The sequence below is a fragment of the Arthrobacter sp. NtRootA1 genome, from assembly GCF_019976975.1.
In the GTDB taxonomy this organism is placed as follows: Bacteria; Actinomycetota; Actinomycetes; order Actinomycetales; family Micrococcaceae; genus Arthrobacter; species Arthrobacter aromaticivorans.
The window spans coordinates 4,731,177-4,756,782 of sequence record NZ_AP024630.1; the positions used below are offsets into that span (position 1 = coordinate 4,731,177).

Annotated in this window: 26 protein-coding genes, 1 tRNA gene and 2 riboswitches; of the genes, 14 read left to right on the top strand and 13 right to left on the bottom strand. The window is 62.7% G+C overall.

The window, feature by feature from the left end; genetic code table 11:
- The first annotated feature begins 101 nt into the window (after window positions 1–101).
- Window positions 102–213: riboswitch (SAM riboswitch) on the top strand.
- A 14-nt stretch (window positions 214–227) separates the two neighbouring features.
- From LDN90_RS21545 to LDN90_RS21560, 4 genes are read left to right on the top strand one after another with little or no spacing between them, the layout of a single operon-like run.
- Entirely contained in the window at window positions 228–494 is a 267-nt protein-coding gene (locus tag LDN90_RS21545; protein ID WP_216926788.1) for a DUF1737 domain-containing protein, read from the top strand.
- Complete coding sequence (locus tag LDN90_RS21550) at window positions 491–901, top strand: rhodanese-like domain-containing protein (RefSeq protein WP_216926789.1); 411 nt, start codon at window positions 491–493, stop codon at window positions 899–901. Before LDN90_RS21545 ends, LDN90_RS21550 begins: the two co-directional genes overlap by 4 nt.
- Window positions 902–2,110 (top strand): O-succinylhomoserine sulfhydrylase, encoded by a 1,209-nt coding sequence (locus LDN90_RS21555; RefSeq protein ID WP_216926790.1) that lies wholly within the window; start codon window positions 902–904, stop codon window positions 2,108–2,110. It abuts the gene before it with no gap.
- 10 nt (window positions 2,111–2,120) lie between these two features.
- Window positions 2,121–2,717, top strand: coding sequence for a hypothetical protein (locus tag LDN90_RS21560; protein WP_223947072.1), 597 nt, complete (start codon window positions 2,121–2,123; stop codon window positions 2,715–2,717).
- Here LDN90_RS21560 and LDN90_RS21565 read toward each other — a convergent pair.
- The 5 genes from LDN90_RS21565 to LDN90_RS21585 all read right to left on the bottom strand — a co-directional run bounded on the left by LDN90_RS21565 (window position 2,714) and on the right by LDN90_RS21585 (window position 8,664).
- Entirely contained in the window at window positions 2,714–3,928 is a 1,215-nt protein-coding gene (locus tag LDN90_RS21565; RefSeq protein WP_223949356.1) for a glutamate--cysteine ligase, read from the bottom strand. The genes LDN90_RS21560 and LDN90_RS21565 overlap by 4 nt on opposite strands.
- A 108-nt stretch (window positions 3,929–4,036) precedes the next feature.
- Window positions 4,037–5,560 carry a UDP-N-acetylglucosamine 1-carboxyvinyltransferase gene (locus tag LDN90_RS21570; RefSeq protein WP_223947073.1) on the bottom strand — a complete coding sequence of 508 codons (1,524 nt, stop codon included), beginning with the start codon at window positions 5,558–5,560 and terminating at the stop codon, window positions 4,037–4,039.
- Between the two features lie 94 nt (window positions 5,561–5,654).
- Window positions 5,655–6,449, bottom strand: coding sequence for an energy-coupling factor transporter transmembrane component T (locus LDN90_RS21575; protein ID WP_223947074.1), 795 nt, complete (start codon window positions 6,447–6,449; stop codon window positions 5,655–5,657).
- On the bottom strand, window positions 6,446–8,044 hold the full coding sequence (locus tag LDN90_RS21580; RefSeq protein WP_223947075.1) for an ABC transporter ATP-binding protein: 1,599 nt from the start codon (window positions 8,042–8,044) through the stop codon (window positions 6,446–6,448). The genes LDN90_RS21575 and LDN90_RS21580 overlap by 4 nt, the downstream gene beginning before the upstream one ends.
- Window positions 8,044–8,664 carry an ECF transporter S component gene (locus tag LDN90_RS21585; RefSeq protein WP_216926795.1) on the bottom strand — a complete coding sequence of 207 codons (621 nt, stop codon included), beginning with the start codon at window positions 8,662–8,664 and terminating at the stop codon, window positions 8,044–8,046. Before LDN90_RS21585 ends, LDN90_RS21580 begins: the two co-directional genes overlap by 1 nt.
- A 78-nt stretch (window positions 8,665–8,742) precedes the next feature.
- Window positions 8,743–8,879, bottom strand: a riboswitch (TPP riboswitch).
- Window positions 8,880–9,080: 201 nt separating this feature from the next.
- Between LDN90_RS21585 and LDN90_RS21590 the strand changes: the two genes are divergently transcribed.
- Both LDN90_RS21590 and LDN90_RS21595 read left to right on the top strand, forming a co-directional pair.
- On the top strand, window positions 9,081–9,758 hold the full coding sequence (locus tag LDN90_RS21590) for an NUDIX hydrolase (protein ID WP_223947076.1): 678 nt from the start codon (window positions 9,081–9,083) through the stop codon (window positions 9,756–9,758).
- Between the two features lie 36 nt (window positions 9,759–9,794).
- Window positions 9,795–10,055: a DUF4235 domain-containing protein gene (locus LDN90_RS21595; protein WP_216926797.1), complete on the top strand. Its 261-nt coding sequence runs from the start codon at window positions 9,795–9,797 to the stop codon at window positions 10,053–10,055.
- 92 nt (window positions 10,056–10,147) lie between these two features.
- On the opposite strand, the gene mnhG is transcribed toward LDN90_RS21595, so the two are convergent.
- The 6 genes from mnhG to LDN90_RS21625 are packed head-to-tail and all read right to left on the bottom strand — an operon-like array spanning window position 10,148 to window position 16,429.
- The gene (gene mnhG, locus LDN90_RS21600; protein ID WP_216927171.1) at window positions 10,148–10,537 is read right to left on the bottom strand and encodes a monovalent cation/H(+) antiporter subunit G; all 390 of its coding nucleotides are present in this window, start codon (window positions 10,535–10,537) and stop codon (window positions 10,148–10,150) included.
- Entirely contained in the window at window positions 10,527–10,805 is a 279-nt protein-coding gene (locus LDN90_RS21605; protein WP_223947077.1) for a monovalent cation/H+ antiporter complex subunit F, read from the bottom strand. The genes mnhG and LDN90_RS21605 overlap by 11 nt, the downstream gene beginning before the upstream one ends.
- Window positions 10,802–11,368, bottom strand: coding sequence for a Na+/H+ antiporter subunit E (locus LDN90_RS21610; RefSeq protein WP_223947078.1), 567 nt, complete (start codon window positions 11,366–11,368; stop codon window positions 10,802–10,804). Before LDN90_RS21610 ends, LDN90_RS21605 begins: the two co-directional genes overlap by 4 nt.
- Entirely contained in the window at window positions 11,365–12,933 is a 1,569-nt protein-coding gene (locus LDN90_RS21615; protein ID WP_223947079.1) for a Na+/H+ antiporter subunit D, read from the bottom strand. Before LDN90_RS21615 ends, LDN90_RS21610 begins: the two co-directional genes overlap by 4 nt.
- On the bottom strand, window positions 12,930–13,430 hold the full coding sequence (locus LDN90_RS21620) for a Na(+)/H(+) antiporter subunit C (protein ID WP_216927158.1): 501 nt from the start codon (window positions 13,428–13,430) through the stop codon (window positions 12,930–12,932). The genes LDN90_RS21615 and LDN90_RS21620 overlap by 4 nt, the downstream gene beginning before the upstream one ends.
- Window positions 13,427–16,429, bottom strand: a complete 3,003-nt coding sequence (locus LDN90_RS21625; protein WP_223947080.1) for a Na+/H+ antiporter subunit A — start codon at window positions 16,427–16,429, stop codon at window positions 13,427–13,429. Before LDN90_RS21625 ends, LDN90_RS21620 begins: the two co-directional genes overlap by 4 nt.
- A gap of 203 nt (window positions 16,430–16,632) precedes the next feature.
- Between LDN90_RS21625 and LDN90_RS21630 the strand changes: the two genes are divergently transcribed.
- The 3 genes from LDN90_RS21630 to LDN90_RS21640 all read left to right on the top strand — a co-directional run bounded on the left by LDN90_RS21630 (window position 16,633) and on the right by LDN90_RS21640 (window position 19,790).
- Window positions 16,633–18,036: an MFS transporter gene (locus tag LDN90_RS21630; RefSeq protein ID WP_216927154.1), complete on the top strand. Its 1,404-nt coding sequence runs from the start codon at window positions 16,633–16,635 to the stop codon at window positions 18,034–18,036.
- A 65-nt stretch (window positions 18,037–18,101) separates the two neighbouring features.
- Window positions 18,102–18,584 (top strand): cation:proton antiporter regulatory subunit, encoded by a 483-nt coding sequence (locus LDN90_RS21635; protein ID WP_223947081.1) that lies wholly within the window; start codon window positions 18,102–18,104, stop codon window positions 18,582–18,584.
- A 6-nt stretch (window positions 18,585–18,590) separates the two neighbouring features.
- On the top strand, window positions 18,591–19,790 hold the full coding sequence (locus LDN90_RS21640) for a cation:proton antiporter (protein ID WP_216927150.1): 1,200 nt from the start codon (window positions 18,591–18,593) through the stop codon (window positions 19,788–19,790).
- Between the two features lie 46 nt (window positions 19,791–19,836).
- Here LDN90_RS21640 and dcd read toward each other — a convergent pair whose 3' ends face one another.
- Window positions 19,837–20,412 (bottom strand): dCTP deaminase, encoded by a 576-nt coding sequence (gene dcd / locus LDN90_RS21645; protein ID WP_216927188.1) that lies wholly within the window; start codon window positions 20,410–20,412, stop codon window positions 19,837–19,839.
- Between the two features lie 444 nt (window positions 20,413–20,856).
- On the opposite strand from dcd, the gene LDN90_RS21650 reads away from it, so the two are divergent.
- A complete protein-coding gene (locus LDN90_RS21650) occupies window positions 20,857–21,252 on the top strand; it encodes a hypothetical protein (protein WP_223947082.1) in 396 nt (131 codons plus the stop codon).
- A gap of 25 nt (window positions 21,253–21,277) precedes the next feature.
- Window positions 21,278–22,504, top strand: a complete 1,227-nt coding sequence (locus tag LDN90_RS21655; RefSeq protein ID WP_223949357.1) for a CAP domain-containing protein — start codon at window positions 21,278–21,280, stop codon at window positions 22,502–22,504.
- Between the two features lie 15 nt (window positions 22,505–22,519).
- On the opposite strand, the gene LDN90_RS21660 is transcribed toward LDN90_RS21655, so the two are convergent.
- The gene (locus LDN90_RS21660) at window positions 22,520–22,963 is read right to left on the bottom strand and encodes an SRPBCC family protein (RefSeq protein ID WP_216927140.1); all 444 of its coding nucleotides are present in this window, start codon (window positions 22,961–22,963) and stop codon (window positions 22,520–22,522) included.
- Window positions 22,964–23,178: 215 nt separating this feature from the next.
- Here LDN90_RS21660 and LDN90_RS21665 point away from each other — a divergent pair, with 215 nt between their 5' ends.
- The 3 genes from LDN90_RS21665 to LDN90_RS21675 all read left to right on the top strand — a co-directional run bounded on the left by LDN90_RS21665 (window position 23,179) and on the right by LDN90_RS21675 (window position 25,570).
- Window positions 23,179–24,699 (top strand): M15 family metallopeptidase, encoded by a 1,521-nt coding sequence (locus LDN90_RS21665; protein ID WP_223947083.1) that lies wholly within the window; start codon window positions 23,179–23,181, stop codon window positions 24,697–24,699.
- Window positions 24,700–24,777: 78 nt separating this feature from the next.
- Window positions 24,778–24,848: transfer RNA gene (locus tag LDN90_RS21670), tRNA-Gly, on the top strand.
- Between the two features lie 260 nt (window positions 24,849–25,108).
- Window positions 25,109–25,570, top strand: a complete 462-nt coding sequence (locus LDN90_RS21675) for a nuclear transport factor 2 family protein (RefSeq protein ID WP_216927136.1) — start codon at window positions 25,109–25,111, stop codon at window positions 25,568–25,570.
- Window positions 25,571–25,606 lie beyond the last annotated feature (36 nt).

A 25,606-nucleotide genomic window follows, 5' to 3' on the forward strand; every position in this document is an offset into this window, starting at 1 on the left:
TATTTGGGCCGCTACTCCAGCACCGGCCGGTTACGCAACATGACGAGCACGTAACCGCCTGCAAGTGCGGGCCGCCACCGCGGGATGCTACTTTTTTCTTGAGTAATGAGCACCAGCGCAAAGCCCTGACTTGCTGGTCGGCAACCCTCTCTCCGGCGGGGTGCCTCAGGTGACTACTCGGCGTATCGACACTTCGAACTGCAAGCGTGACTGAGGAGCACCAGCCAATGCCTGAACCCACTGAAGAAAAACTCTCCTACCGCCTGATTACAGGCCCGGACACCCGTGAATTCTGCGAGCGGATCACCACGGCCCTCGCCGACGGCTACGTGCTCCATGGCAGCCCGGCAGCCACGTTCAACGGCACGGATGTCATCGTGGCGCAGGCGGTCGTCCTGCCCGCTGCCATCGCCAACGCAGACGCCGCCGTCGCGAATGCCGTTGACCAGCTGGAGAACGACGACGACGAAGAAGCATTCGAGGGACACGCATGAGTTACGCAGGTGACCTGACCCCGCAGGACGCGTGGGCCAAGCTTGAAGAAGGCGCCATCCTGGTGGACGTCCGCACCGAGGCCGAGTGGGCCCACATCGGCATTCCCGACACGAAGGCCACAGAGAATGATCCCCTGTTCATTCAGTGGAACCTTGCCGGTGGCATCCCCAACTCCCGCTTCATCGAGGACCTGCAGCAGCAGGCACCCGAGGGCGAGGGCGTGGAACTCGTTTTCATCTGCCGCTCAGGCCAGCGCTCCATCTCCGCCGCCATCGCCGCGACGCAGGCCGGGTTCACTGCCTACAACGTGCTTGAGGGCTTCGAAGGTGACCCGGACCGCTACGGCGAACGCACCATCAACGGCTGGAAAAACCGCGGCCTGCCAACGAACCTGGGGAACGACTAAGTGACTTTCAATCCCGATGCCGCCAGCTGGAGCCCTGACACACAGGCAGTACGCGGTGGCCTTGACCGTACCAACTTCCAGGAGACGTCCGAACCCGTTTTCCTGAACTCCGGCTTCGTCTACGAATCCGCTGCAGCCGCCGAACGCGCCTTCACCGGCGAGGACGAACGCTTCGTTTACTCCCGCTACGGCAACCCGTCCGTGGCCACGTTCCAGGAGCGGTTGCGGCTGCTCGAAGGAACCGAGGCATGCTTTGCGACGGCGTCCGGCATGTCTGCGGTCTTCACCGCCTTGGGTGCCCTGCTGGCAGCCGGGGACCGCGTGGTCGCAGCCCGTTCCTTGTTCGGCTCCTGCTTCGTGATCCTCAACGAGATCCTGCCGCGCTGGGGTGTCGAGACGGTATTCGTCGATGGTCCCGACCTCGACCAGTGGCGTGCTGCCCTCTCAGAACCGACCACCGCCGTGTTCTTCGAGTCGCCCTCCAACCCCATGCAGGAAATCGTGGACATCGCCGCCGTCAGCGAGCTGGCGCATGCTGCGGGAGCCACCGTCGTCGTCGACAATGTCTTTGCCACTCCCCTGCTGCAGCGTTGCGGCGAGCTGGGCGCGGACGTGATCGTGTACTCCGGCACCAAGCACATCGATGGCCAGGGGCGTGTCCTGGGCGGTGCGATCCTGGGCACCAAGGAATTCATCGATGGCCCGGTCAAGCAGCTGATGCGCCACACCGGTCCGTCGCTCTCCGCGTTCAACGCCTGGGTGTTGACCAAGGGCCTGGAAACCATTGGCTTGCGCGTGAACCACAGTTCGGCCTCCGCTTTGAAAATCGCGGAATGGCTGGAGCAGCAACCCGCCATCAACTGGGTCAAGTACCCCTTGCTGAAATCGCACCCTCAGTACGAGCTCGCAGCCAAGCAAATGAAGGCCGGCGGTACCGTGCTGACATTCGAGTTGCTGCCCTCGTCCGGGCGTTCCGCCAAGGACGCCGCGTTCGCGCTGTTGGACGGACTGCGCGTCATCGACATTTCCAACAACCTGGGCGACTCCAAGTCCCTCATCACGCACCCGGCCACCACCACGCACAGGGCCATGGGGCCCGAAGGGCGCGCAGCAATCGGCCTTTCAGACGGCGTGGTCCGTTTGTCCGTGGGGCTTGAAGACGTGGACGATCTCATCCTGGATCTGGAGAAGGCCCTCAAACAGGTCTAACCTTCATGCCATGAGCGTGAAGCATCCCTATCGCCGTGCCGGAACGGTCATCGTTGCCGGCACGGCGGTGTGGTTGGCAGGGATCTCACCGGTCTCCCGCGTCTACATCACCCCCGATGCCGCCGAACGTCTTCGTATGCTCGAGGCCGGGCAGCGTGGCTGGGTTATCGGGCAGCACCTCGCTGCTGCTGGAACCGTCGCGGTGCCGGTGGGATTCGCAGCTTTTGCCCGTCGTCTTCCGGGCGGACGGGCAAAGCGGTGGGCTGTTCCGGCCGCGGCCGCCTTGCTCGCAGGTGCCCCGCTCTTTGTATCCAGTTTGTCGCGTCGGGCCTCGGACCTGGAACGCTTTGCCTACGGCCGCGGATCCAATGCGCCATTCCTGGCCTACTCTGGGCTCCACGTTCTTGCCTTGGCGGCGCTGGGCGGAAGCCTCCTGGCATCCCCCGCCAAACGATGGATCGGAGTGACTGCTGCAGCCAGCGCGCCCATCTACGGCGCCATCCTTGTGGCCAAGAAGGACATCCCGCCTTTCGTGTTTTACCTCGTGGAAGGCCTAGCGGGGGCGTACCTGATGACGTGGGAAGAGACTGACTCCGCAGAAGCTTAGGCCCTGCGGACCCTGGTCATGATGGGCACCGGGTCCTTGGCCGAGCCTGCGGTAGCGCCACGAATCGTCGCCTTCACGGCATGCCCAACCACCGCCCCCAAGGCCTCATTGCTGGGCGGACTCCCCGGCGGATTTTGGGCGTCACGTTGCCGGTTGTTGAAACGTTCCGCTGCTTCGCGTTGCTCCCGGGCTCCGTTTCCGCGCTCAAGAATGTCCGAGATTCCGGCCTTCACGAGCTCCAGTTCACCTTGGTCGTCCAGGACAGGGCTCAGGTAATCCACCAAAGCCCAGACCACGTCCGCTGCGGGTTGGGGACGAAAATCGCCAAAGTCCAGGAGGTCTCCGCCAAGGCCCGAATTGCTCGCTTGCCAACTCGCCATCCGGAGCAGGGCCGTCGGCACCGAGGCGGGCTCAACGCCGTCGAGCATTTCCAGGGATGCGGTCTCGACCAATGCCCTCACCAGCACTGCAATTACGGCTGCGTCCTCCGAACGGAGGCAGACGTCAGCCACCCTGACTTCCACGGTCGGATGGTTGCGGGAGATGCGGGCGTCGAAGTAGATCATGCCCTCGTCAAGGAGAACTCCCGTGTCCAGGAGGCGCTGGACCATGCGCCGGTAGGCAGTCAACGAGCCAAAAACGGCTGAAGGCCCGGACGTCGGCCATCGGTTCCAGGCCTGGATCCGATAGCTTTCGAAACCCGTAGGCAGCCCACGCCAGTAGGGGGAATTGGCGCTGAGGGCCGTCAAAACAGCAAGTTTGTCGCGGATGTGATCAAGGACCACCACGCCCTCTTCAGGTGACTCCACGGCGGTGTGCACGTGGAAACCGCAGGTCAGTTGCTCATGGGCCGTCAACCCAAAGCGTTCAAGCATCACCGCGAAGCGGGGATCCGGGGTGGTATGTGTGTTCTTGGCCAGGGGCGATGTGGCAATCGCGGCCACCCGGGCGTTGTGCTTCCTGGCGGCGTCGTTGGCCATGGCACGGCCACTCCGGATCTGCTGGAGGAGCTCGGTGTGGGTATGGCACGGACGGGTCTGGGTTTCGATCTGTTCCAGCTTCAGTTCGTGGCTGAGCCCCATCCCGGTTTCAGGCGCCGCTTCCGGTCCTGCCAGCAGCGCGTCCGCGAGCAGCGCATCCGCGAGGGCCAAGGGCTCGCCCGTCACAGAATCGACGATGAGTAGCTCTTCCTCCACCCCGAAAATCCGCATGGCACCATTCTGCTTCATGCGGCATCCCGGATACAGCAACCCGGGGTCACTTACGGCCCATGTGAGGGTCGATTATGGGCTCTAAGTGACCCCGCGTTGCAGGTGGGCCTAGTCCTGGAAGTACTCCACCTTGGCGCCAATGGTGTTCAGTCGCTCGGCCAGGTCCTCGTAGCCGCGTTCTATGACGTAGATGTTGCGAAGCTCCGAGGTTCCACGGGCAGCCAGCATCGCCAGGAGCAGGCACGCTGCCGGGCGCAGCGCCGGCGGGCAACCGATCTCCGCGGCCCGCCACTTGGTGGGTCCGTTGACGTAAATCCGGTGCGGGTCCAGGAGTTGGACTTGGGCGCCCAGCTTGTTGAGTTCCGTCAAGTAGATGGCACGGTTCTCGTAGACCCAGTCGTGGATCATGGTCTGGCCCTCGGCGTTGCCCGCGATCACGGCGAAGAAGGGCAGGTTGTCGATGTTGAGCCCCGGGAACGGCATGGGGTGGATCTTGTCCTGTGGGGCGTGGAGCTCGGAGGGCTTGGTGGTGACATCCACCAAACGCGTCCGCCCATTGCGGGCCATGTATTCGCCTGAGATTTCGAGCTTCTGGCCCATCTGTTCCAGGGTGGCAAGCTCGATTTCCATGAATTCGATGGGAACCCGGCGGATGGTGACCTCGGAGTTCGTTACGATGCCTGCGGTGATCAGGCTCATGGCTTCGATGGGATCCTCGGACGGGAAGTATTCGATCTCCACGTCTATGGCTGACCGGCCAGTGATCTTCAGCGTCGTGGTCCCGACGCCCTCGATGGTCACGCCCAAGCCCTGCAGGTAGAAGCAAAGATCCTGGACCATATAGTTGGGGCTCGCGTTGCGGATCACCGTGGTGCCCTCGCGGTGTGCGGCAGCCATAATGGCGTTCTCGGTGACAGTGTCGCCACGTTCGGAGAGCACGAAGGAACGGTCGTCCCCATCGGCCGGGGGTGCCACCACGGAGTAGAAGCCGGACTTCGCGCCCACCGTGAGCCCGAACTGGCGCAGTGCCTGCATGTGTGGTTCGACGGTGCGCGTCCCGAGGTCGCATCCACCCGCATAGGGAAGCAGGTATTCGTCGGTCTCGTCCAGGAGCGGGCCGAGCAGCATGATGACGCTGCGGGTGCGCCGAGCTGCCTCCACGTCCATTGATTCAAGGTCCAGGACTTCGGGCCTGCGGATACGGAGGTCGCTGCCGTTGAGCCAGGTGCATTCGACGCCGATGGACGTCAGCACCTCAACGATCCGGTTGACTTCCTCAATGCGCGCCAAACGACGCAAAGTGGTGGTGCCCCGGTTGATCAGGCTGGCACACAGCAGGGCGACACCGGCATTCTTGCTGCTGTTGACATCCACTTCGCCGGACAGCGTGTGGCCGCCCTCTACCCGGAGGTGGGTCATCTGCGGCTTGCCTACCTTGACGATGGAACGGCCGAAGATGGCCTCCAGCCGTTCGATCATTCTGAGGCTGAGATTCTGCTTGCCTTGCTCCATCCGGGCGATAGCGCTCTGGCTGGTTCCCAGCTCGGAAGCCAACTGCCCCTGCGTCCAGCCCTTTTCGCTTCGTGCGTCGCGGAGCAGGAGGCCCACATTTTCGGCGGTAGGTTGCGTCATACTCAAGAAATATCACAAATGAGTTAGAAGCGCTGAACAAATCGCCGATTCAGCGGCAAAGATCACAGAGTACCCGTATAGTGCGATATCTTGGCTAACGCCAGACGAAACTCCACGTTCCAGCGCCGACTGCTGTCAGTACCGCAGCGGCAGCGATGACGAGACCGCCGAGGAGTACCCAGACGTCCAGGAGGGAGTAAGTGGATTCCCGGGCCCACGTTCGCTGCGCGCCGCCGAAACCCCGTGCCTCCATGGTGATGGCCAGCCGGGAGGCCCGCCGGACCGCCTGGACCAGCAGCCCGAAGCTCTGTCCAAGCGTTGCCTTCAGCCGTTGCAGCGGGCTACCCTGCGAACCCACTCCGCGGGCACGCCTGGCCATGCCGATGGTCTGCCATTCCTCAGCCATCAAACCCACCAAGCGCATCGCGGCCAGCGAACCGAGGACAAAGCGGTGTGGCAGCCTTGCCTTCTGTGCCAGCGCATCAGCCAGATCGGTTGGATCTGTACAGGTCATCAGCAGGATCGCGGGCAGTGCGATCGCCAAGCCGCGCAACATGAAACCCAGCCCCAGCTGAAGGGAACCTTCGCTGATGGACCAGAGTCCGACGTCGAGCAGTACGGCGCCGCTGTCAGCCGCCACGATTGCGGTGCTCCAGCCACCAATCGCTGCAGCGATGATGAGCGGCCAGGCCCGCTGCCATAGAAGCCCCAGCGTGAGGCCAGCCAGCGGGAACAGGGCCAGCTCGGCGACGAGGGCCGTTGAAGCGGATACCCAGTCGATCGACAACGCCAGCACCAGCGAAATAAGGAACACGGACACGAACTTCACCAAGGGGTTGGCACGCGTGAGGAGGGCCTGGTTGCCGCGCAGGTTCAAGGCGTCCCTCATGCGGCACCGGCTTCCTGGCGGGCTGACTCGCTCTGTGAGTCAGGCACGCGCGGCGTCGCCGGATCCAGCCGGAGCTCCGTGCCGCCAAGGACCGCACTGAATTCTTCGTCGTGCGTCACGGACACAACGGCCGTTCCGGCGTCGAGCAGTTCGGACAGGAACGATGCCAACTCTGCCCAGGTGTTGGCGTCCTGGCCGAACGTTGGTTCGTCCAGCACCAGCACTTTAGGATGGGCCGCAAGGACCGTGGCCACTGACAACCGGCGCTTCTCGCCACCGGACAAGGTGTAAGGGTTCGCGTCCACCAAATGCGTGAGCCGCAAACGCTCCACCAATTCATCCACGCGTTCTTCACCGTGCCCCAGATGCTTTGGTCCGAACATCAACTCGTCCAGGACCTTGCCCGTCACAAACTGGTGCTCCGGTTCCTGGAACACGGTGCCAATGCGCGAAATCAGCTGATCCGCCTTCCACTTGAACGGGTCGATTCCAGCGCCCTCGGAAAGCTCGACGGCGGCACTCACCTTGCCGTCCACAGGCGCCAGAAGTCCGGCCAATGTGAGAGCAAAGGTGGACTTGCCTGCACCGTTCGGACCCGTGATGGTAAGTGCCTGGCCAGCCCGCACTTGTGCACTGATACCCGATTGCACGGGAACGGGTGGGATGGTTTTGAACCGGCGACGGCGAGGCTTCTCACGGGAAACAGCCAGGTCCTGTGCCACGAGGAGGAACTGGGCGGTGGATTCATGGCCGCCCGTTTCCTGAGTTGTGGTCCTGCGGGCGCGAGTAGCCGGAACGTACCCGGGCACCCATACTCCCGCTGCCATCAACATGGTGCGGGCCTCTGTGAGCACCTGATCCGGTGGGCCGTCCAGGAGCACGCCGCCCCCAGCCGAAGGGGGCTGGAGGACCACGATCCTGTCCACCAGGTCCTTCCACACGGACACACGGTGTTCCACGACAACCAAAGTGGCACCGGTCTTGTCCAGGCATCGCTCCACGGCGTCCCGAACCTCAAGCACACCCACTGGATCCAGGTTGGCCGTAGGTTCGTCGAGCAGGATCAGCCCGGGCCGCATCGCCAGGATGCCGGCCAACGCAAGGCGCTGCTTCTGCCCGCCGGAGAGTGCCGCCGTCGGGTGATCCAGCGCCAAACCGCCGCCTGCAGCGGTGCGCAACCCAACGTCGTCGAGCGCTTCATGGACGCGGGCCCAAATTTCATCCCGGGGAACGGCAAGGTTTTCGGCGCCAAACGCGACGTCGTCACCCACACGGGAGAGCACTACTTGGGTTTCTGGATCCTGCTGCATCAGACCTGCGCGGCCGCGCTGTTCGCGGGGAGCGACGCCGTCGATCAACAGCGAGCCGGTCTCGTCGGAATCGTCTTCCTCATCACCCAGCACACCGGCGAGGGCATGGAGAAGTGTCGATTTCCCTGCGCCCGATGGACCCAGCAACAGCACACGCTCGCCGGGCTCGATCCGGAGGTCGAGGTCCTGGATGGCAGGTGTGGAACGCCCGGCATGCCGCCATCCCCACCCTTGGGCGGTGATGGCGGCGGGCCGCACGTGGTTGCTGCTTTGCGTGGCAGGCATTAGTTGAAGACGGGCTCCGAAGCAGCCTTGCGCGACGCGAAGGAGCTCAGGACGCCGGTCTTGGCCAGCCCGCGGGTGGCAACCCAGGACAGCGCGCCGGCGATGATCGCACCGGAGAGCGTGGTGAAGGCGATGTAGGCCAGCTTGTCGATTGCTTCGTAGGCGATGTTCCAGCCCCAAGGCAGGAAGGAATCGTTGAGACCGCAGAAGAGGCCCGAGCCCGCACCCGCGAGGAGTGCAGCGGAGAGGTCGAACTTCCTGTACCGGAACGCAGCGAAGACGAGTTCCGCACCCAGTCCCTGGAGGATGCCGGATATGAGGACGGTGGTGCCGTACTGGGAACCCATGATGAGTTCGCCGGTTGCGGCGACGGCTTCGCAGAACAGGGCAGCGCCCGGCTTGCGGATGATGAGCATGCCCAGGACGGCCGGGATCATCCAGCCACCGGCGATCAAACCGGTGAGCGGAGGATACGTGGCGTTCATGGGGATGGATACGATTGCGGCGCCCTGGGACCAGGCCCAAAAGATCACGCCGCCGGCGATGGCAATCAAAGCTGCCACCACGATGTCTACAACACGCCAGTTATAACTGGTTTTCTTCACGCTTGCCGTGGTCATTTTTCTGCCTCCTGAGGTACAGGAGGGGAAAGTGCTCCCCGGAAACCCCCGGCCAGCCTTCGCCGCCCGGATCCGGACACTCTGAGAAGCTCGACTCCCTTGCGCCGGTACTAACCGGATCAGGTTCGAGGGTCTGCGGCTGTCCGCACTCTCAGCGCCCTCGCGTCTCCTGCATCTCTGCAAGGTCCGACGGCGGCGCTCCCCTGTCGTTATTAATCTGCCCTTATGGGCGTGGTTCAGTTTACACCTGTCGGTGTTCGTGCGCGCTGGGGTTGGTCACAAAGCGGTTGGCTGGCCTTCCCTGCGTTGTGGCGTCCGCTCCGCGCCCGATTCTCACGACTTAGCTCGCACACCAGGCCCCGCAACCAGACCTGAGACAATGATCCAGCAGAATCGACGCGGCAAAGGGGCATTTCATGACGGACCTTCCCACTACGGACAACCCGGTTCCCGAGCCGCGGCTGGCTGCGAGCGTTATCCTGCTCCGCGACACTCCGGGCGGCCTCGAAGCCTTCGTCCAGCACAGGGTTGCCACCATGGACTTCGCCGCCGGCATGGTGGTCTTTCCGGGAGGCCGGGTTGATGCCGCCGACCAGGATGGATGGGAATATCCGGCTGAGCTGCTGGAACGGCATGCCGCAGACTGGAACCTCAGCTCGATCGCCGTCGATCCCGAACAAGCCCCGGCAAAGTCAGGCATGGTTCTCACCGCAGCCCTGCGCGAGGTTTGGGAGGAGGCCGGGCTTCGCCTTAATGCCTCAGACCTTCGTCCCTGGGCCAACTGGGTCACGCCGACGGACATGCCCAAGCGCTTCGACACGTACTTCTATGTAGCCAAGCCTGCTCCGGAAGCAGCACCCCAGCACCAAACCACGGAAGCGTGGCAATCACTCTGGATGCCGGTGGATGGGATCCTGGCGGCCGAGGCAGCCGGTCAATTGCAGCTGATGCCACCCACGTATTACCTGCTCAAGGAAATTGCCGGTCTCGGAACCGTAGATGCCGTCTGGGAAGCCGAACACGATGTTGTCCCTGTCCTTGCACCACGCGGTTCCATGGCAGCTTTCCTCAAAGAACGGGAAAACCGTCGCTAGTCCCACCCCACCGGGATGTGAGGCTAGGCTGGGGGCATGAACCTCTTTTTCAAGCTGCTGGGTGCAGGAGTAAGCCTTGCAGCCGGATTCGTCGGCACCAAGTTGGTCAACAAGGGCTGGGAAAAGGCCACGGGTAACAAGCCGCCCACAGGCCACGACGATATGGAAACGAGCCTCCGCTCTGCCTTGTCGTTCGCGCTGATTTCGGCCTTCGTCAGCACGCTCATCCAGGTTTTCGCGAGCCGTGGCACCCAGCGTGCCATCGCCCGCTTCGCCAAGACGCAAGATATCGTCTAGGCCGCGCATAGGCATTCCAACGCGGGGTCACTTAGGCTCCCTCACCGCCGTCGGGAGGGCGCGTAAGTGACCCCGCGTTGTTCCGGGTTGTTCTAAGCGTCCGGGGTGGAACCGTCGCCGGCCGCCCTTTGGACAACCGCTTCAAGCTCATCCTTGGTGAGCAGTTCGCGGTGCCCATGCTTGGTTCGGTAAGCAGAGCGGCCCACCATGTGTGCGGAGACCGGTGCAGTGAGTAGCTGGAAAATCCAGGCCACCACGAGAACCGGCCAGACCCACCATGTACGCATTTGCAGGCCCATGGCCGCGAGCATGAGGAAAAGACCCAGGACCTGCGGTTTGGTTGCCGCGTGCATGCGGCTCATGAGATCGGGGAACCGCAGGAGGCCAATTGCGGCTCCGAGCGACATGAGGGCACCCACCACAAGAAACACTGCCGTCACTACGTCGATCACGGCATCCACACCGGTGGCTTCAGGAGTCATTGCCCTGATCCCTCCGATCTGCTACAAATCGGGCAAAAGTTACGGAGCCTACGAAGCCGATCACCGCGAGCGCCACGAGCAACACCAGGTTGTTCAGGTGCCGGTTCATCGCCATATCGATCGCAAGCGCTGCGCCGAGAATGGCCAGCAGGACATCCGATGCCAGCACGCGATCCAACAAGGAGGGGCCTATGGCGATACGGATGATCGCTCCCACCGCCGCCAAGCTGAGGGTGACAGCCGTCACCAGCAGAACGAGTTCTTTCACAGAGCTGCTCCTTCCAGGCCCGGGGTTGGTTCATCCTGGAGCGCGTCGAGTTCCTCGCGCGTTCCCATGATCCGGATCAGCGCGGCCTCGATGTTCTGGACTTCCTGACGGATCTTGGCGATTCCGGCTTCCTCATAAATATTGAGCGCGTGTAGGTAAAGCGTGGACGTCGAGCGGTCCACTTCCACCACCAACGAGCCCGGGATCAGCGAAATAACGTGCCCGGTTGCCGTCACTATGAGGTCCGAATGGCTGCGCAACGGAACAGCGACGACGGCGCTACGCACCTTTGGCCCCTTCACTACGGCCAGGTAGAGGACCAGGAAGCTCGCTGCCGCCACTTTGCCCAGGAATACCAGGGCGAAGGAAATAGCGCGGAGAACATTGAACCTGCCGCTGAGCTCCACCGGCGGAAGATAGAAGAACTTGGCCACGAGCACAGCGATGAGCGCACCGAACAGCAGGTTGCCCGGGCTGAAGTCCCGCCACAGGGCGCCCCAGACGATGACCAGCCATACCAGCAGCGGCAGTTCAGTGCGGAAGGAGATCGGTTTTCGGCTCATCTGGCAGCCCCTGACTGACCTACGGACGGTACCTGCGCGGAGTCTCCCAGGACTGAATGAATGTAGGCGGTGCGGTCCAACATGATTTCCGCCGAACCGTCGGCCAGGTGGAAGAGTGGGCCCGCAAAGACTGTGAGCGCAACACCGAAAACGACAAGGCCAGCGGTGGAGCCCACCATTGTCCGGGGAAGTACCCCCACGTTGCCTGGGGTCTGAAGCACCGGGTCCGGGTACTCGGCGTCCTCGGGCTTGCGCCAAAATGCCCTGTTCCAAACACGGGCAATTGCCAACAAGGTGAGAAGGCTGGTGACCACACCACCCACCACCAAAACGATGGCCAGCGGCGTACCTAGTTGCACGCCTGCTTGGAGAAGCCCGAGCTTGCCCAGGAAACCCGAGAACGGCGGGATGCCCGCAAGGTTCATTGCCGGGACGAAGAACAACAGGGCAAGGAGTGGCGAGAGCTTGGCTAGGCCACCCAAGCGGTCAATGGACGACGAACCGCCCCGCCGCTCAATCAAACCAGTGACCAGGAACAAGCTTGTCTGCACGGTGATGTGGTGCGCCACGTAGAACACGGCCGCGCCAAGGCCCGTGATGGAGGACATTGCCAGGCCGAACACCATGTAACCGATGTGGCTGACCAGGGTGAAGGACAGGAGACGTTTGATGTCGCTCTGCGCCAAGGCACCCAGGATGCCCACCACCATAGTCAGCAGCGCCACCACCATTAAGGGCACGTTGAGGGTGTCGCCGGGAAAGAGGAGTGTCTCGGTACGGACCATGGCGTAAACACCAACCTTGGTCAGCAAACCGGCAAACACGGCTGTGACAGGAGCCGGAGCGGTTGGATAGGAGTCGGGAAGCCAGAACGACAGTGGGAATACTGCCGCCTTGATTCCGAAGGCCACCAGCAGCATCACGTGTAGGAGATTCTGGGTTCCTTGATCCAGCTCGGCCAGCTTGATGGCGAGGTCCGCCATGGTGATGGTCCCTGTAGCTCCGTAAATCATGGCGATTGCGATGAGGAACAGGACCGACGACACCACGGACACCACCACGTAAGTGACGCCGGCACGAATGCGGGGCCCCGTCCCACCCAGGGTCATCAGCACGTAGCTTGCCGTCAGCAGGATTTCGAAACCCACGTACAGGTTGAAAAGGTCACCTGTCAGGAAGGCATTGGAGACGCCCGCCACCAGGATCAGATAGGTGGGGTGGAAGATCGAGACGGGCGCTTCCTGGTCGCCATCAGCCATGCCTTGACCGGTGGCGTAGATCAGGACCGCGAGGCTTACCACGGTGGAAACCACCAGCATGAGCGAGGAGAACTGGTCCACCACCAACACCACGCCCCACGGCGGCAGCCAACCACCGAGCGTGACGGATGTGGTGCCTCCCTCCCACACGGACGCCAGGAGCAGGCATTCGAGCAGGAGTGTCGCGCTGAGTATCACGATGCTGACTACCCGCTGCGCAGCCGTGTGCCTGATCAGCACGAACGCGAGGGCTGCTCCGAGGATCGGAAGGAGGACAGCCAGTGGCGACAGGTTTGCGAGATTCACGCGCTGCCTCCTTCCCGGCTGGATGCCGTTTTGGGTGTTTCCGTCGCCTCTGGGTGCAGCCGTTCCTCGGGGGTGGACGCAGTCACCACGAACTCCGATGTTTCCAGCGGGACAATCGCGTCGTCTTCCGCGTCGAAGCTGGGAGTCCGGGCTACGCGGCGGTCTTCGAGGTCATCCTGGATCTCGTCTTGCCGTGCCAAGGCCCAGGTGCGGTAGATGATGCCAAGCATGAAGGCAGTGACGGCGAATGATATGACGATGGATGTGAGGATCAACGCCTGGGGCAGGGGGTCGTTGTACTGAGTGGAGGCTGTTTCCTTGTCGAACAGGGGAGCAAGGCCGGCGTACCCTCCCGTACTGAGGATCAGGAGGTTGGTGGCGTTGGCAAGCAGCATCAAGCCAAGGAGGACGCGCGTCAGACTCCGCTCCAAAATCAGGTAGATGCCGCAGGCATACAGCACACCCATGACTATCAGGAGGGTCAGGTTGATGCTCATGGGTTGCCCTTCCCGGAGGCGGCAGTTTCAGCGGGCGCAGACTCGGCGACCCTGGTCTTTCCGGCCTTCGCGCCCTTCTCTTCAAAATGTTCGTCGATTTCGGCGCCCAGGCTGCGTAGAACGTCGAGCGCCAGGCCCACCACCACTATGTAGACGCCGATATCGAAGATCGTGGACGTGACGAACTTGACGTCCCCGAATACGGGCAGCCAAAACTCGATGATCGCGCTCTGGAACACCTGTCCGCCGAGGAGAAGGGGCACGAAACCGGACGCTGCGGCGGTCGCAAGTCCCGTCCCCAACAACGTTCCGGCACTCACTGTCGCCGCCTCGCTCAACTCGAAGCGTCCACCGGCAAGGTAGCGGATAGTGAGGGCGAGGCCTGCGGTCAAGCCGCCAGCGAAGCCACCCCCGGGCAGGTTGTGGCCCGCAAGGAGAAGATAGATGGAGAAGACGATCATCGAGTGGAAAATCAGCCGGGTGACCACTTCGAAGATGATGGATCTCCGCTCGGGGGCCAGCGTCCTGCCTGCAACGAGCCAGGCATCACGGGTCACGTCCGTGAACTTTCTCGCCAGGGCCAGCCGGGCGCCGTCGCGGGAGTCACGGTCGACGCCGGTGCGGCGCCCCACGCTGCCTTCCGGCACTGCCTCTGAGGTTCTGATGCGATCGCCGCGGCTACGCACGAAGATCAGGCTGGCAACGCCCGTAGCGGCAACCGCTAGGACCGAGATTTCGCCGAAGGTATCCCACGCGCGGATGTCCACGAGGGTCACGTTGACCACGTTCAAGCCGCCGCCGCCTTCGTAGGCCAGCCGTGGAAATTCAAGGGAGACAGGAGGGGCGACGCGGGCCCCCATGGCGTAGATAGCCACGAAGATCATAGTGATACCGAACGCCGCGCCGATGATCACGCGGATCACCCGGAGGCGGCCACCTGTCCGGTCCCGTAGTTCGGCGGGTAGGCTGCGCATTGCCAAAACGAAGGCCACGAGCACGATGGTCTCCACCAGCATCTGGGTAAGTGCGAGATCAGGTGCACCTTGCAGGGCAAACATGAGCGCAATGCCGTAACCAGTAACAGACACCATGAGCACCGCCAGGAACCGCTTGTTGGCGCGGACAGCAGCCAGGGCGCCGACCACGATACCCACTCCCGCGATCAACTGCAGCGGAGAGTTCGGATCGATGAAATAGACGTCGTCGGGCAAAGGTTTGTTGTTCAGGAGCAGAGCCGCGAGCGGCACTGCGAAGGCAACCGTGAGGATGACCGTCAGATAGAAATACAGTGAACCACGCTGGGTGCGGCCCGTGACCCACACTGCGACGTCGTCCAAAGCGCCAATCGTGTGTCGGTAGGCGCGGTCGCCGTCCACCCAATCGGGAACCAGGCTTTGCACCCGTGCAACAACGTTACGGCCGTAGAACATTGCGGCACCGGCCACAAAGGTGATCGCGGTCAGTCCCAGGGCGGGCGTGAGCCCATGCCACAAAGCCAGATGTCCGGCGTCGACGGCTTCCTCTCCATCCGCGAACAGCGCTGCGTAAGGCTGGATCCAACTATCGACCGGCGCGGGCCACAGCCCGTAAACAATGGTGAGGAAGCTCAGGAGCGCGGGCGCGGCCAGGAAGGCGGGCCTGATGGCTTTGAAGGGCGTGCGCTCTATACCCGGCTTCGTGGCAAAGGCACCCCACATAAAGCGGGCGCTGTAAGCGAAGGTGAGGATGGAACCGATCACGAGACCGATGAGGATCCAGATGCCCCAGCCCGGTGCGTCATGACCACTTCCATAGTGCACGAAGGCTTCAAAGACGGATTCCTTGGCCACGAAACCCGCCAGCGGCGGCACCCCCGCCATGGATGCAGCCGCAATCGCGGCCACAACCCCCAGGGCTCGTGAGGAGCGGAAGACGCCGGAGAGTTTCCGGATATCGCGCGTCCCGGACTGGTGGTCGATGATGCCGACCACCAGGAACAGCGCCGCCTTGAACAAGCCGTGGGCCAGCAGAAGCCCAAGCCCGGCAAGGGCGGCGTCAGGTCTGCCCAGGCCCACCACCATGGTGAGGAAACCCAGTTGGCTCACTGTTCCGTAGGCCAGGATGAGCTTGATATCGGTCTGGCGGAGGGCCCTGTATCCGCCCACCAACATAGTGGCCAAGCCGAGGCCCAGGACCACGGGGAGCCAGAACTGCGATTCGGCGAATCCCGGCGCCAGGCGCGCGACGATGTAGATACCGGCCTTCACCATGGCTGCGGCATGCAGGTAGGCGCTTACTGGCGTTGGAGCCGCCATGGCACCCGGAAGCCAGAAGTGGAAGGGGACCAGCGCCGATTTGGTCACGGCACCCACCAGGATGAGAACGACGGCGGCCCCCACCATCCCGCTTGTGGTGCCGTTAACGAGCGTCCCGGCTTGGTCGAGGATGGTGGAGATCCGGTAGCTTCCTGCGGCTTGGCCCAGGATGATGAGACCCACCAACATCGCCAACCCGCCCGCCGTCGTCACCATCAGCGCCTGCAGTGCAGAACGCCGTGCGGCCAGGCGGGTGCGGGCATAGCCGATGAGCAGGTAGGACAGGACAGTGGTGAGCTCCCAGAAGATGAACATCATGAGGAGGTCGTCGGACGTCACCAGGCCGAACATGGCACCGGCAAAAGCCAGGAGTTGGGCGCCGAACCCACCGAGCCCAGGGTCCTTGTTCTTGAAGTACCGGGCGCAATAGACCAGCACCAAAGAGCCAACGCCGAGGATGAGCAGTGACATGACCCAGGCGAGCGCATCCATCCTGAAGGCAAACTCGAGCTTCAGGTTCGGAATCCAGGGGAATACTTCTTCTATGCCGGCGCCGGAATATACGGGAGCGTGCTGGAGGACCAGCCAAATGAAGGCCACCGCGGGAACCGCTGCGAGGACATAGAAGGCGTTCCGACCAAGTTTGCCAAAGATCAAGGGCGCCACAGTTGCCGCTACAAAGGTGATGGCGAGAACTGTGATCACTGTTTTCTCCGCAAAGTCAGAAACGAATTGTCAAAAGTTGGAGCAGGCGGTCATACGTTGGGTTCAGTTGGACCAGTTTATCAAGGGGCCCGGACAGTTTTTGGCCGGAGCCGATGGGGCCTGCGGATGAATTCCCCCTGCGTTATTCACATAGCGGTCTGTCATCTGTCCGTCGCTGTCAGAGTCCCGATAGCATTCAGGCTATGAACGCGGCCGCAGTTCCCGAAGCCTCCCACCCAGCATCCGAGCTTGCCTCCGGACCTGCTTCCTCCAAGAAGGGCCAAATCCTTGCCTGGGCGTCTTGGGACTGGGGCTCTGCTGCCTTTAACGCGATCATGACCACGTTCGTCTTCACGGTGTACCTGACCTCCTCTGCCTTCGGCGGCGAGGACGCTGCATCTGCCGCGCTAGGTGCCGCTTTGGCCGTCGCGGGCCTGGCCATCGCGTTGCTGGCACCGGTGACGGGCCAACGTTCGGATGCGGGCGGCCGACGCAAGCTCTGGCTCGGAGTCAACACTGCGGCCACAGCCGTCCTCACGGCCCTGTGCTTCTTTGTGTTCCCGCAGCCAGGATTCCTCCTGCTAGGTGTCTGCCTGATTGCGCTTGCCAATATTTTCTTTGAGTTTGCCGGCGTGAACTACAACGCCATGCTGGCCCAAATCTCCACCCCCAAAAACATCGGCAAGGTCAGCGGCTTTGGTTGGGGCATGGGATACCTCGGTGGGATCGTGGCGTTGTTGCTGGTCCTGCAACTGTTCGTCCAGCCGTCTTTCGAATGGTTCGGTGCATCCACGGAAGAATCACTGAACATCCGGCTTGTGGCCATTTTCTCGGCCCTGTGGTTCTTCATTTTCGCCCTTCCCGTGCTGTTCGCCGTTCCGGAAGTTTCCGTGAAAAAGGACTCTGCGTCCTTGGGATTCATAGCGTCGTACAAGCTGCTGCTCCGGCGCATCGCGGCCATCTATCGCACCAGTCCCCACACCATTTACTTTCTGCTATCCAGCGCGATCTTCCGCGACGGCCTTGCTGCAGTCTTCACGTTCGGCGGGGTGATCGCGGCCGGGACCTTTGGTTTCGAACTCAAGGAAGTTATCTTCTTCGCGATTTTCGGCAACGTCGTGGCAGCGGTTGGCGCCATCATCGGTGGCTTCCTTGACGACAAGATCGGACCCAAGGCAGTCATCGTGCTTTCCTTGGTGGGTCTGCTGATCGCGGGCACGTTTATCCTGGTGCTTGGCAACGGAAACTACGTGTTCTTTGGAACCAGCTGGCCTGCCGCCAATACGTTCTGGATCTTCGGCCTGCTGCTGTGCCTTTTTGTTGGGCCAGCCCAGTCTTCGTCAAGGGCCTTCCTGGCCAGGCTAGCCCCGGACGGCGAGTCGGGAGAACTCTTCGGGCTATACGCCACCACGGGCCGGGCTGTCAGCTTCCTGGCTCCCACCCTCTTCACCCTGTGCATCACAATTGCCGCTCCGATTGTTGAAGAAGGTGGAGCCCAGCGATGGGGCATCCTCGGCATTATGGTTGTCCTGCTTGCCGGCCTCCTGGTGATCCTGCCAGTGAAGCCGCCCAGCAAGACCCAAATCGCCGTGGTACCGGATCACTGACTTCACTGCAACAGCTGAGCGCGAACGCCGTACCAGTGCAGTTCCAACAGAGTTAGGGTGGAGATATGAACGTGGATGAGACTGAACTCCCGGGCCTTGGGGTCCGTAAGGATTTCGTCACGGCCTCTGGCCGTCGCATCGGTGTCGTGGAGCTTCGCGAGGGCGAGACGGAGCTCTTCGTGTCCACTTGGGATGACCCGGACACCTGCCAGGCGTCCATTCCCCTTACGGCCGATGAAGCCGCAACCCTGGGCAACCTCCTGGGCGGGCAACACATCGCCATGCGCCTGGCAGAGGCCCACCGGGAGATACCAGGCATCGTGACCCGCCAGTTCTCCATCACCCCTGACTCCCCGTTCGTGAACCAGCCCATGGGCAAAGCCCAGGTCCGCACCCGCAGTGGCGTTTCGATCGTCGCGATTATGCGCGAAGGCGAGGTCGTCCCCTCGCCCGCACCCGACGTCGTACTTCACACGGGTGATTTGCTCGTTGCGGTTGGCACCCAGGAAGGCCTCGACACGGCGGCCGATATCCTCCGCAACGGCTGACCCACCATGGATCCGCTCGCACTAGCCCTCGTTGAACTGGGGGCCGTCGTCTTCTGCCTCGGTCTCCTTGCTCGACTAGCGGGCCGGATTGGCATGTCCCCCATTCCGCTTTACCTGCTGGGTGGCTTGGCCTTCGGTGCAGGCGGCTTCGTCAAATTGGATGGCATGCATGAATTCGCCCATCTTTCGGGCGAAATCGGCGTCATCCTGCTGCTGTTGATGCTCGGATTGGAATACACCGCATCCGAACTCGTCACCGGACTCAGACGCTCATGGCAGGCCGGTGTCCTGGACTTCGTCCTGAATTTCCTCCCCGGCGCCGGAATTGCCGTTCTTCTGGGCTGGGGTCTTGTGGGCGCCATCGTGATGGGTGGCGTTACCTATATCTCGTCCTCAGGAATCGCGGCGAAGGTCATCACGGACCTAGGGCGTATCGGTAACCGCGAAACTCCCGTGGTGCTTTCCATCCTCGTTTTCGAGGACCTGGCCATGGCCATATACCTACCCATTCTCACTGCCATCCTGGCCGGTGTTGGGTTCCTGGGTGGGTTGCAGACGGTGGGCATCGCGCTGGCTGTCGTCACGGTAGTCCTGATGATCGCGCTCAAACACGGGCACCGCGTCTCCCAAGCCGTTCACAGCGAGAACTCGGAAGTGTTTCTGCTGAACGTGCTCGGCCTGGCCCTCCTGGTTTCCGGTATCGCCTCCGCCCTGCAGGTCTCAGCCGCTGTGGGTGCATTCATGTTGGGCATCGCCATCTCCGGCGCCACGGCCCACAATGCGACCCGCATCCTTGAACCCCTGAGGGACTTGTTTGCCGCAATCTTCTTCGTTGCCTTCGGCCTCAATACGGACCCAACGTCCATCCCGCCGGTCCTGGGCTGGGCGCTGCTCCTCGCCCTGCTGACAACTGCCACGAAAATGTTCACGGGATTCTGGGCAGCCAAACGCGCAGGCATCGCAATGCCGGGCCGCTTCCGTGCGGGAGCGGCCCTGATTGCGCGTGGTGAATTCTCTATCGTCATTGCTGGCTTGGCGGTGGCCTCGGGAGCCGTACCGGACGAGGTCGCAGCCTTGGCTACGGCTTACGTCCTTATCATGGCCATCACGGGTCCGCTGGCGGCTCGCTTCGTGGAACCTGTGGTCAAGGCACTGCGCAGGAGCCCGCGCACACCGCCGCGGACTGCCGAGCGCGCCAGCGCCTGACGGGTAGCGCTGAACGCTTGGCGCCTGACGCCCAGCCTGTTTCCGGCTAGATCGCCGTCCGGTGGAAATTCTGGTGGCTTCGGCTGGCGGTCGGTCCGCGCTGGCCCTGATAGCGGTTGCCGTACTCACCGGAACCGTAGGGGTGTTCCGCTGAGGACGTCAGGCGGAAGAAGCACAACTGGCCGATCTTCATGCCCGGCCATAGCTTAATGGGCAGCGTCGCCACGTTGGAAAGTTCCAGCGTGACGTGTCCGGAGAACCCCGGATCGATGAAGCCGGCGGTGGAGTGCGTCAACAAACCAAGCCGGCCGAGGGAAGACTTACCCTCAAGCCGGGCAGCGATGTCATCAGGCAGGCTGACGGTCTCATAGGTTGACCCCAATACGAATTCACCCGGGTGCAGGATGAAAGGCTCATTGCCTTCAACCTCCACCAGCCGGGTCAGTTCGGGCTGCTCCTCGGCGGGGTCGATGTGGGCATATTTGTGGTTGTCGAAGAGCCGGAAAAACCGGTCGATCCGCACGTCCACGGAAGACGGCTGAACCATCGCGGGATCGTACGGTTCAAGGACAATCCGTTGGGAGTCTATTTCGGCACGAATATCGCGGTCAGAGATCAGCACAGCATCAAAAATACCCCATGCATTGTCCGCGCCGCCCCATGGGACTATAGTTCCCGGACATGTAAAGCCGCGCCCGTACTTGGGGGCCACGAGCATTCGCGGGGTTATTGTGGGGAAATTGTCAGCGCCTGCGGCTATCGTGCTGGCTGGCGCGCTTGCCATATTGGTAGCCGCGTCCAGCCAAATCCTGCCAGCTACAGAGGCCCTACCGGGCGGCGGCACTACTTCTTCGGGCAGCGTCCCTTCCGGCCTCACGGCCCCTGAAACGAGTACGACGCCGGCCCCCGCACCGTTGGACGCGACCCCCGCCGCCAGCGAAGAAGCTGGTGACCCTACAACGGGCCCGGAGACAGCTCCCGGTTCCGAAAGTGGTGCGCCGAGCAGACCGGTCGCAGTAGATCCGATGGTTGAGACGCCCCCTCCGGTGCCGAACATCGGGCCCTCATGGGGCCCGGACGATCCTTCCTCGTACGGCACTCCCTCCGCGAGTCCGGAGGCCAACGAACCAGCCGTCCCGAGTCCTCCCGCCTCTGCACCGTCGTCGGCTCCTCCCACCGTTCCAACGCCGACGGCACCCGCCGCGGGACCTGGCCCGTCGGAGTCACCGACGCCAACAGCGCTACCAACTCAAACCACGTCACCGCCAACACCCTCAGCAACTCCAACATCTACGCCGTCACAAACGGCTTCCGCGCCGTCACCAACGCCAACCCCACCGACACCCTCACCATCTTCAACGCCAGCCCCACCCACACCCTCACCAACCCCCACGCCCTTCCCCGGGAAGACCCCGAACAGCGATGCGGATCCGGACAACGGTGCCCTCGCGCTTCTCCCTGACGACAACACCGCGGCTATCTTGACCGTGTTCAACGCCATCAACAGCTACCGCGCTTCTTTGGGTCTGGCCCCGGTGAAGTACCACGCAACCGTGGCGAGCATGGCGCAGGAATGGTCGAACAGCATCGCCAGCCGCGAAGTGATCCAGCACAGGCCGAACTTCTGGACGGACCCACGCGCGCTTAACCCGACCAACGGTGCGGGTGAGGTCATTGCCGTTCGATGGGATCGTGACGCTGCCCAACTGGTGGAGTGGTGGAAGGGCTCCCCCGGTCACGACGCCTTGCTGCGCGATCCGCGCTTCAATGTGATGGGCATCGGAATCACGTACACGGACGGCAATTGGCAAACAACGCCCAACCGCTACACACTGTGGGGCGTGGTGAACTTCTTCGGCTACACCACGCTGCCCGCCGGAACCACTACGCGCCCAGGCGGGACTGTCACGCCGCCCACGGATCCTGTGGGTGTGTGCGAACCCGGCGGCAAGTACCAGCCGCCTACCGTGGATCTGAGTGCGGCGGCCATCCGCAGCGCTGCAGACCTTGTATCCATCAGCCCGGACGGAACGGTCTATTCCTACCCGTCCCTGGGTAACGCCAAATACGGCACGGCCCGCAAGATCGGAATCGGTTTCACCGGGTTGAAGGAGTTGTTCGTTTCCGATTGGGACCGCGACGGCGTCTTTGACCTCATCGCCCAACGCCTGGACGGAGCGCTCCTGGTGTACCCGGGCAGGCAGTCAGGCGGCTTCGGATCGCCCGGAGTCCTGGGCCAGGGGTGGGAGTCCCTGAACATAGCCGTGGGTACTTGGTGTGCAAACAACCGTCTCCCGCAAATTGTGGCCATGGATGCATCCGGCGGCCTCTGGTTCTACAAGAATTCCGGAATGACGTACATACGAACCCAGGCAGCAATCGGAACAGGCAACAAGGCCGTGCGGCTCAGCATGGTGGACTACAACGCCGATGGTTTCCAGGACCTCCTCACGGTCGAGCCCAATGGTTACCTGAGGCTGTACCGCGGCAGCGGGCTGGCCATCCCGAAGCAGGAGGCCAGGCCTGTGGTGGGTGCGGAGTGGACCGACTACACCGGTTTGCGTTCACTTCAAGGAGTGACCGGCTCAAACACCACGGGCGTCGCGGGCCTTGGCACCAATGGAGTATTGGAGTATTGGGACCTCACCTCGGGAGGACTGACGACGCCGGTCATCGTCGGGGGCGGTTGGAGCGGCTTCAAGCTCGCCCAGTAGTGAACAACCCAGCGATCAAACCGTCTGGCCGGACTCAATCACGGTCTTGAGCTGCTCCAACTGGGCAACTTCACTTTCCATGGTTTTTTGGATCATGCTGTTCATGAGTTTTTGCAAGCCCTTGGGGTGGTACTCCAGGGCGAACCTGAGCCGGGTGGTCTTGCCTTCGGTGCTGAGGTAATAGCCGCCGGTGGGCCGGGCGGGTCCGGCCACCACGGCGAAGCGGACTTCCGCGCCCGGCCGGGCCTCCGTGATCTCGAAGTCAGCGGCGATCGGCCGTCCTCCCGGGCCAGTAAGGGTCTGCTGATAAACCGCGCCCTTCTGGCCACGGACACCGGATCGAAGCGAGATGCTGCGCACGCCCGAACGCCAGAGCGAGTTGTTCATACCATCCATGAGGAATCCATAGACGGTCATGGCATCCCTGCTGATCACCACTTCATAAGCTGCAAATGCCACGGAAACCTCTTTCGGCGTACGGTTCGAATGTCGTAGCCCGGTTCCCCATACACTGCAGCTAACACCTTCAGAATAGTCAGCCGCGCTTGCCTGCGACACACGACAAACGAGCCTTGACCGAATGGTTACCTGGCGGTGTATCTGAGACACAGCTGACACATAGTCCCGGGCCGGGTAGAGTTCGTGCCGCTGGCAAAAACCAAATTGGGGGCGTAATGCGAGTACTGAAACATCCGTCTGTCCATGGCAAGGCACGACGACGGCTGGCCGCTTGCGCAGCATTCCTCACCATGGCTGTGGCTGGCGGAGTCATCACCGCCGCGCCGTCGTCGGCAACGCCGCTTCCAACAACGGCTCCCGTGGCAGCGGCATCCGCAATCGCGAACAAAATGGCAGCGCCCACCACCGTGAATCCCCTGCCCAGCGTGGATCCCATCGGGAACCCTGCTAGCTTCTCTGTCCTGGTCAACAAATCCCGGCCACTGAATCCCGTCAGCTACGCCCCCAGCGATCTCATCAATGCCCGCGGCTCGGGCCAGTACATGCGGGCTGAAGCCGCCGTCTGGCTCAACGGCCTCTTCCAAGGGGCAGCCGACGCTGGTACCGGCGGCCTGTCGATCGTGAGCGGCTACCGTTCGTATGCCCAGCAGCAGGAAGTGTATGCCTACTACGTCAGCATTTACGGCCAGGCCTATGCGGACACCATCTCGGCACGTCCCGGGTATAGCGAGCACCAGACGGGCCTCGCCATGGACATCGGCAATGCTGCTGGTTCCTGTGGCCTGAGCACCTGCTTCGGAGATACAGCAGCCGGCAAGTGGGTGGCAGCCAACGCCCACAAGTACGGCTTCATCGTCCGATACCCAAACGGCTACACGGGCACCACCGGGTACAGCTACGAGCCTTGGCACTTGCGCTACGTTGGCGTCGCACTGGCCACTGATATGAACCGGCGCGGATTCCCGACGCTGGAGGACTACTTCGCTGGAAACCCCGCGGCGGCCGCGAGCATCAAGTCCGGAGCCGACCTCGTAGCCGCCGACTCTTCAGGCCGGATGCTGCGTTACCCCGCGACGGCGGCAGGCGGGTATGGGGCACCCCTCCAGATCGGTTCGGGCTGGACCGGCTTGAAGCAGGGGTTCGTGGTGGACTGGGACATTGATGGCATTTACGACATCCTTGCGCAGTGGAACAACGGCGTCCTCGGCGTTTACCGCGGCCTTCCCGGCGGCGGCTTCGCCGGTCAGGTTGTCGTGGGGAACGGCGGCTGGGATCGCATGACCATCACCGTGGGCAAGTGGACGCACGCGCACCCCCGGCCCGGCGTCGTCGGGTATTTTCCGGATGGTGTGCTGCGCTACTACCCCAACACTTTCGGCGGTGCGCTGAGCGCTCCGCAGGTCATCGGCAAGGGCTGGAACGGCCTGGAACTGACCATGGCCGACTGGGAGGGCGACGGAGCCAATGACATCCTGGCGAGGACAGCTTCCGGTTCCTTGATCAATTATCGCGGAGACGGCTGGGCTGGTTTCTTTGGCCCGGCCACCACCGTGGGCACGGGTTGGCAGTACATGCGCACGCTGCTGCCGAGCTTCGGGCTGACCGGCGCGGGCGCTCGCGGCGTCACCGCGCAGACTGCTGATGGCAACCTCTACAACTACGGCCTCGGCAGGGGTTCCTGGACCACCTACGCGCAGGTTGGATCCGGTTGGAACGGCCTGAAGCTCTTCAAATAGACATGGTCGCGCGCCTGTCATGAGGACCGCCGGAACTGCGCTAAGCTAGGACTCGCTCCGGCGAATACCCGGAGCGACGCGGGCGTAGCTCAATGGTAGAGCGCTAGCTTCCCAAGCTCGATACGCGGGTTCGATTCCCGTCGCCCGCTCACTCATGACCCCTTGCCTCCGGGCAGGGGGTCATCTCGTTAAGAACCCGTATGGTCCTGACCCTCTTTGGCGGCGAACCCCGGCGAAATACCGGCAAATCAACGCATTGTGGTTGTCGCCGAATTCAAAGTCGGTCAGGAAGCCACGCAGCTGGGAATCACGACGGCGGCACTCACCAGATAAGGCCCTGCGCCCGTCGACCCGGGCGGCCACCGAGCCTAAACTCGTAGATACATCCACCTATCCGGGAGGTCCTCCAATGACTCTCACCGACGATGCTGAGGCGGGTCCACTCGCCGTCATCCACCGCCTGCTGGAAGCCACGAACAAGCATGATCTTGAAGCCTTGGCCGAATGCTTCGCGCCTGGCTATGTCAATGAGACGCCTGCCCACCCCACCAGGGGCTTTACGGGCAGGGACGCTATCCGTAGCAACTGGGAACAGCTCTTCACGGGAGTGCCGGACATCAAGGTTCGGATGGTGTCCCACAGCGTGTCCGGCCACCAGGCCTGGACCGAGCTGCATATGCAGGGCGCTTGGCGGGATGGCACGCCACATGAGCTCACGGGCGTCATCATTTTCGGCGTGGAAGAGGGCGTCATCAACAGTGCCCGGTTCTACATGGAGCCTGTGGAGCACTTCGTCCGCGTTGACGACACCGCGGACCGTGTCAGCCACCGGGTAACCCATGGCCGGCCCGCCGTCGAGCCCGCCCAGTGAGTCCAGGTCACTAGATCCAAGCCAGTGAGTTCAGAG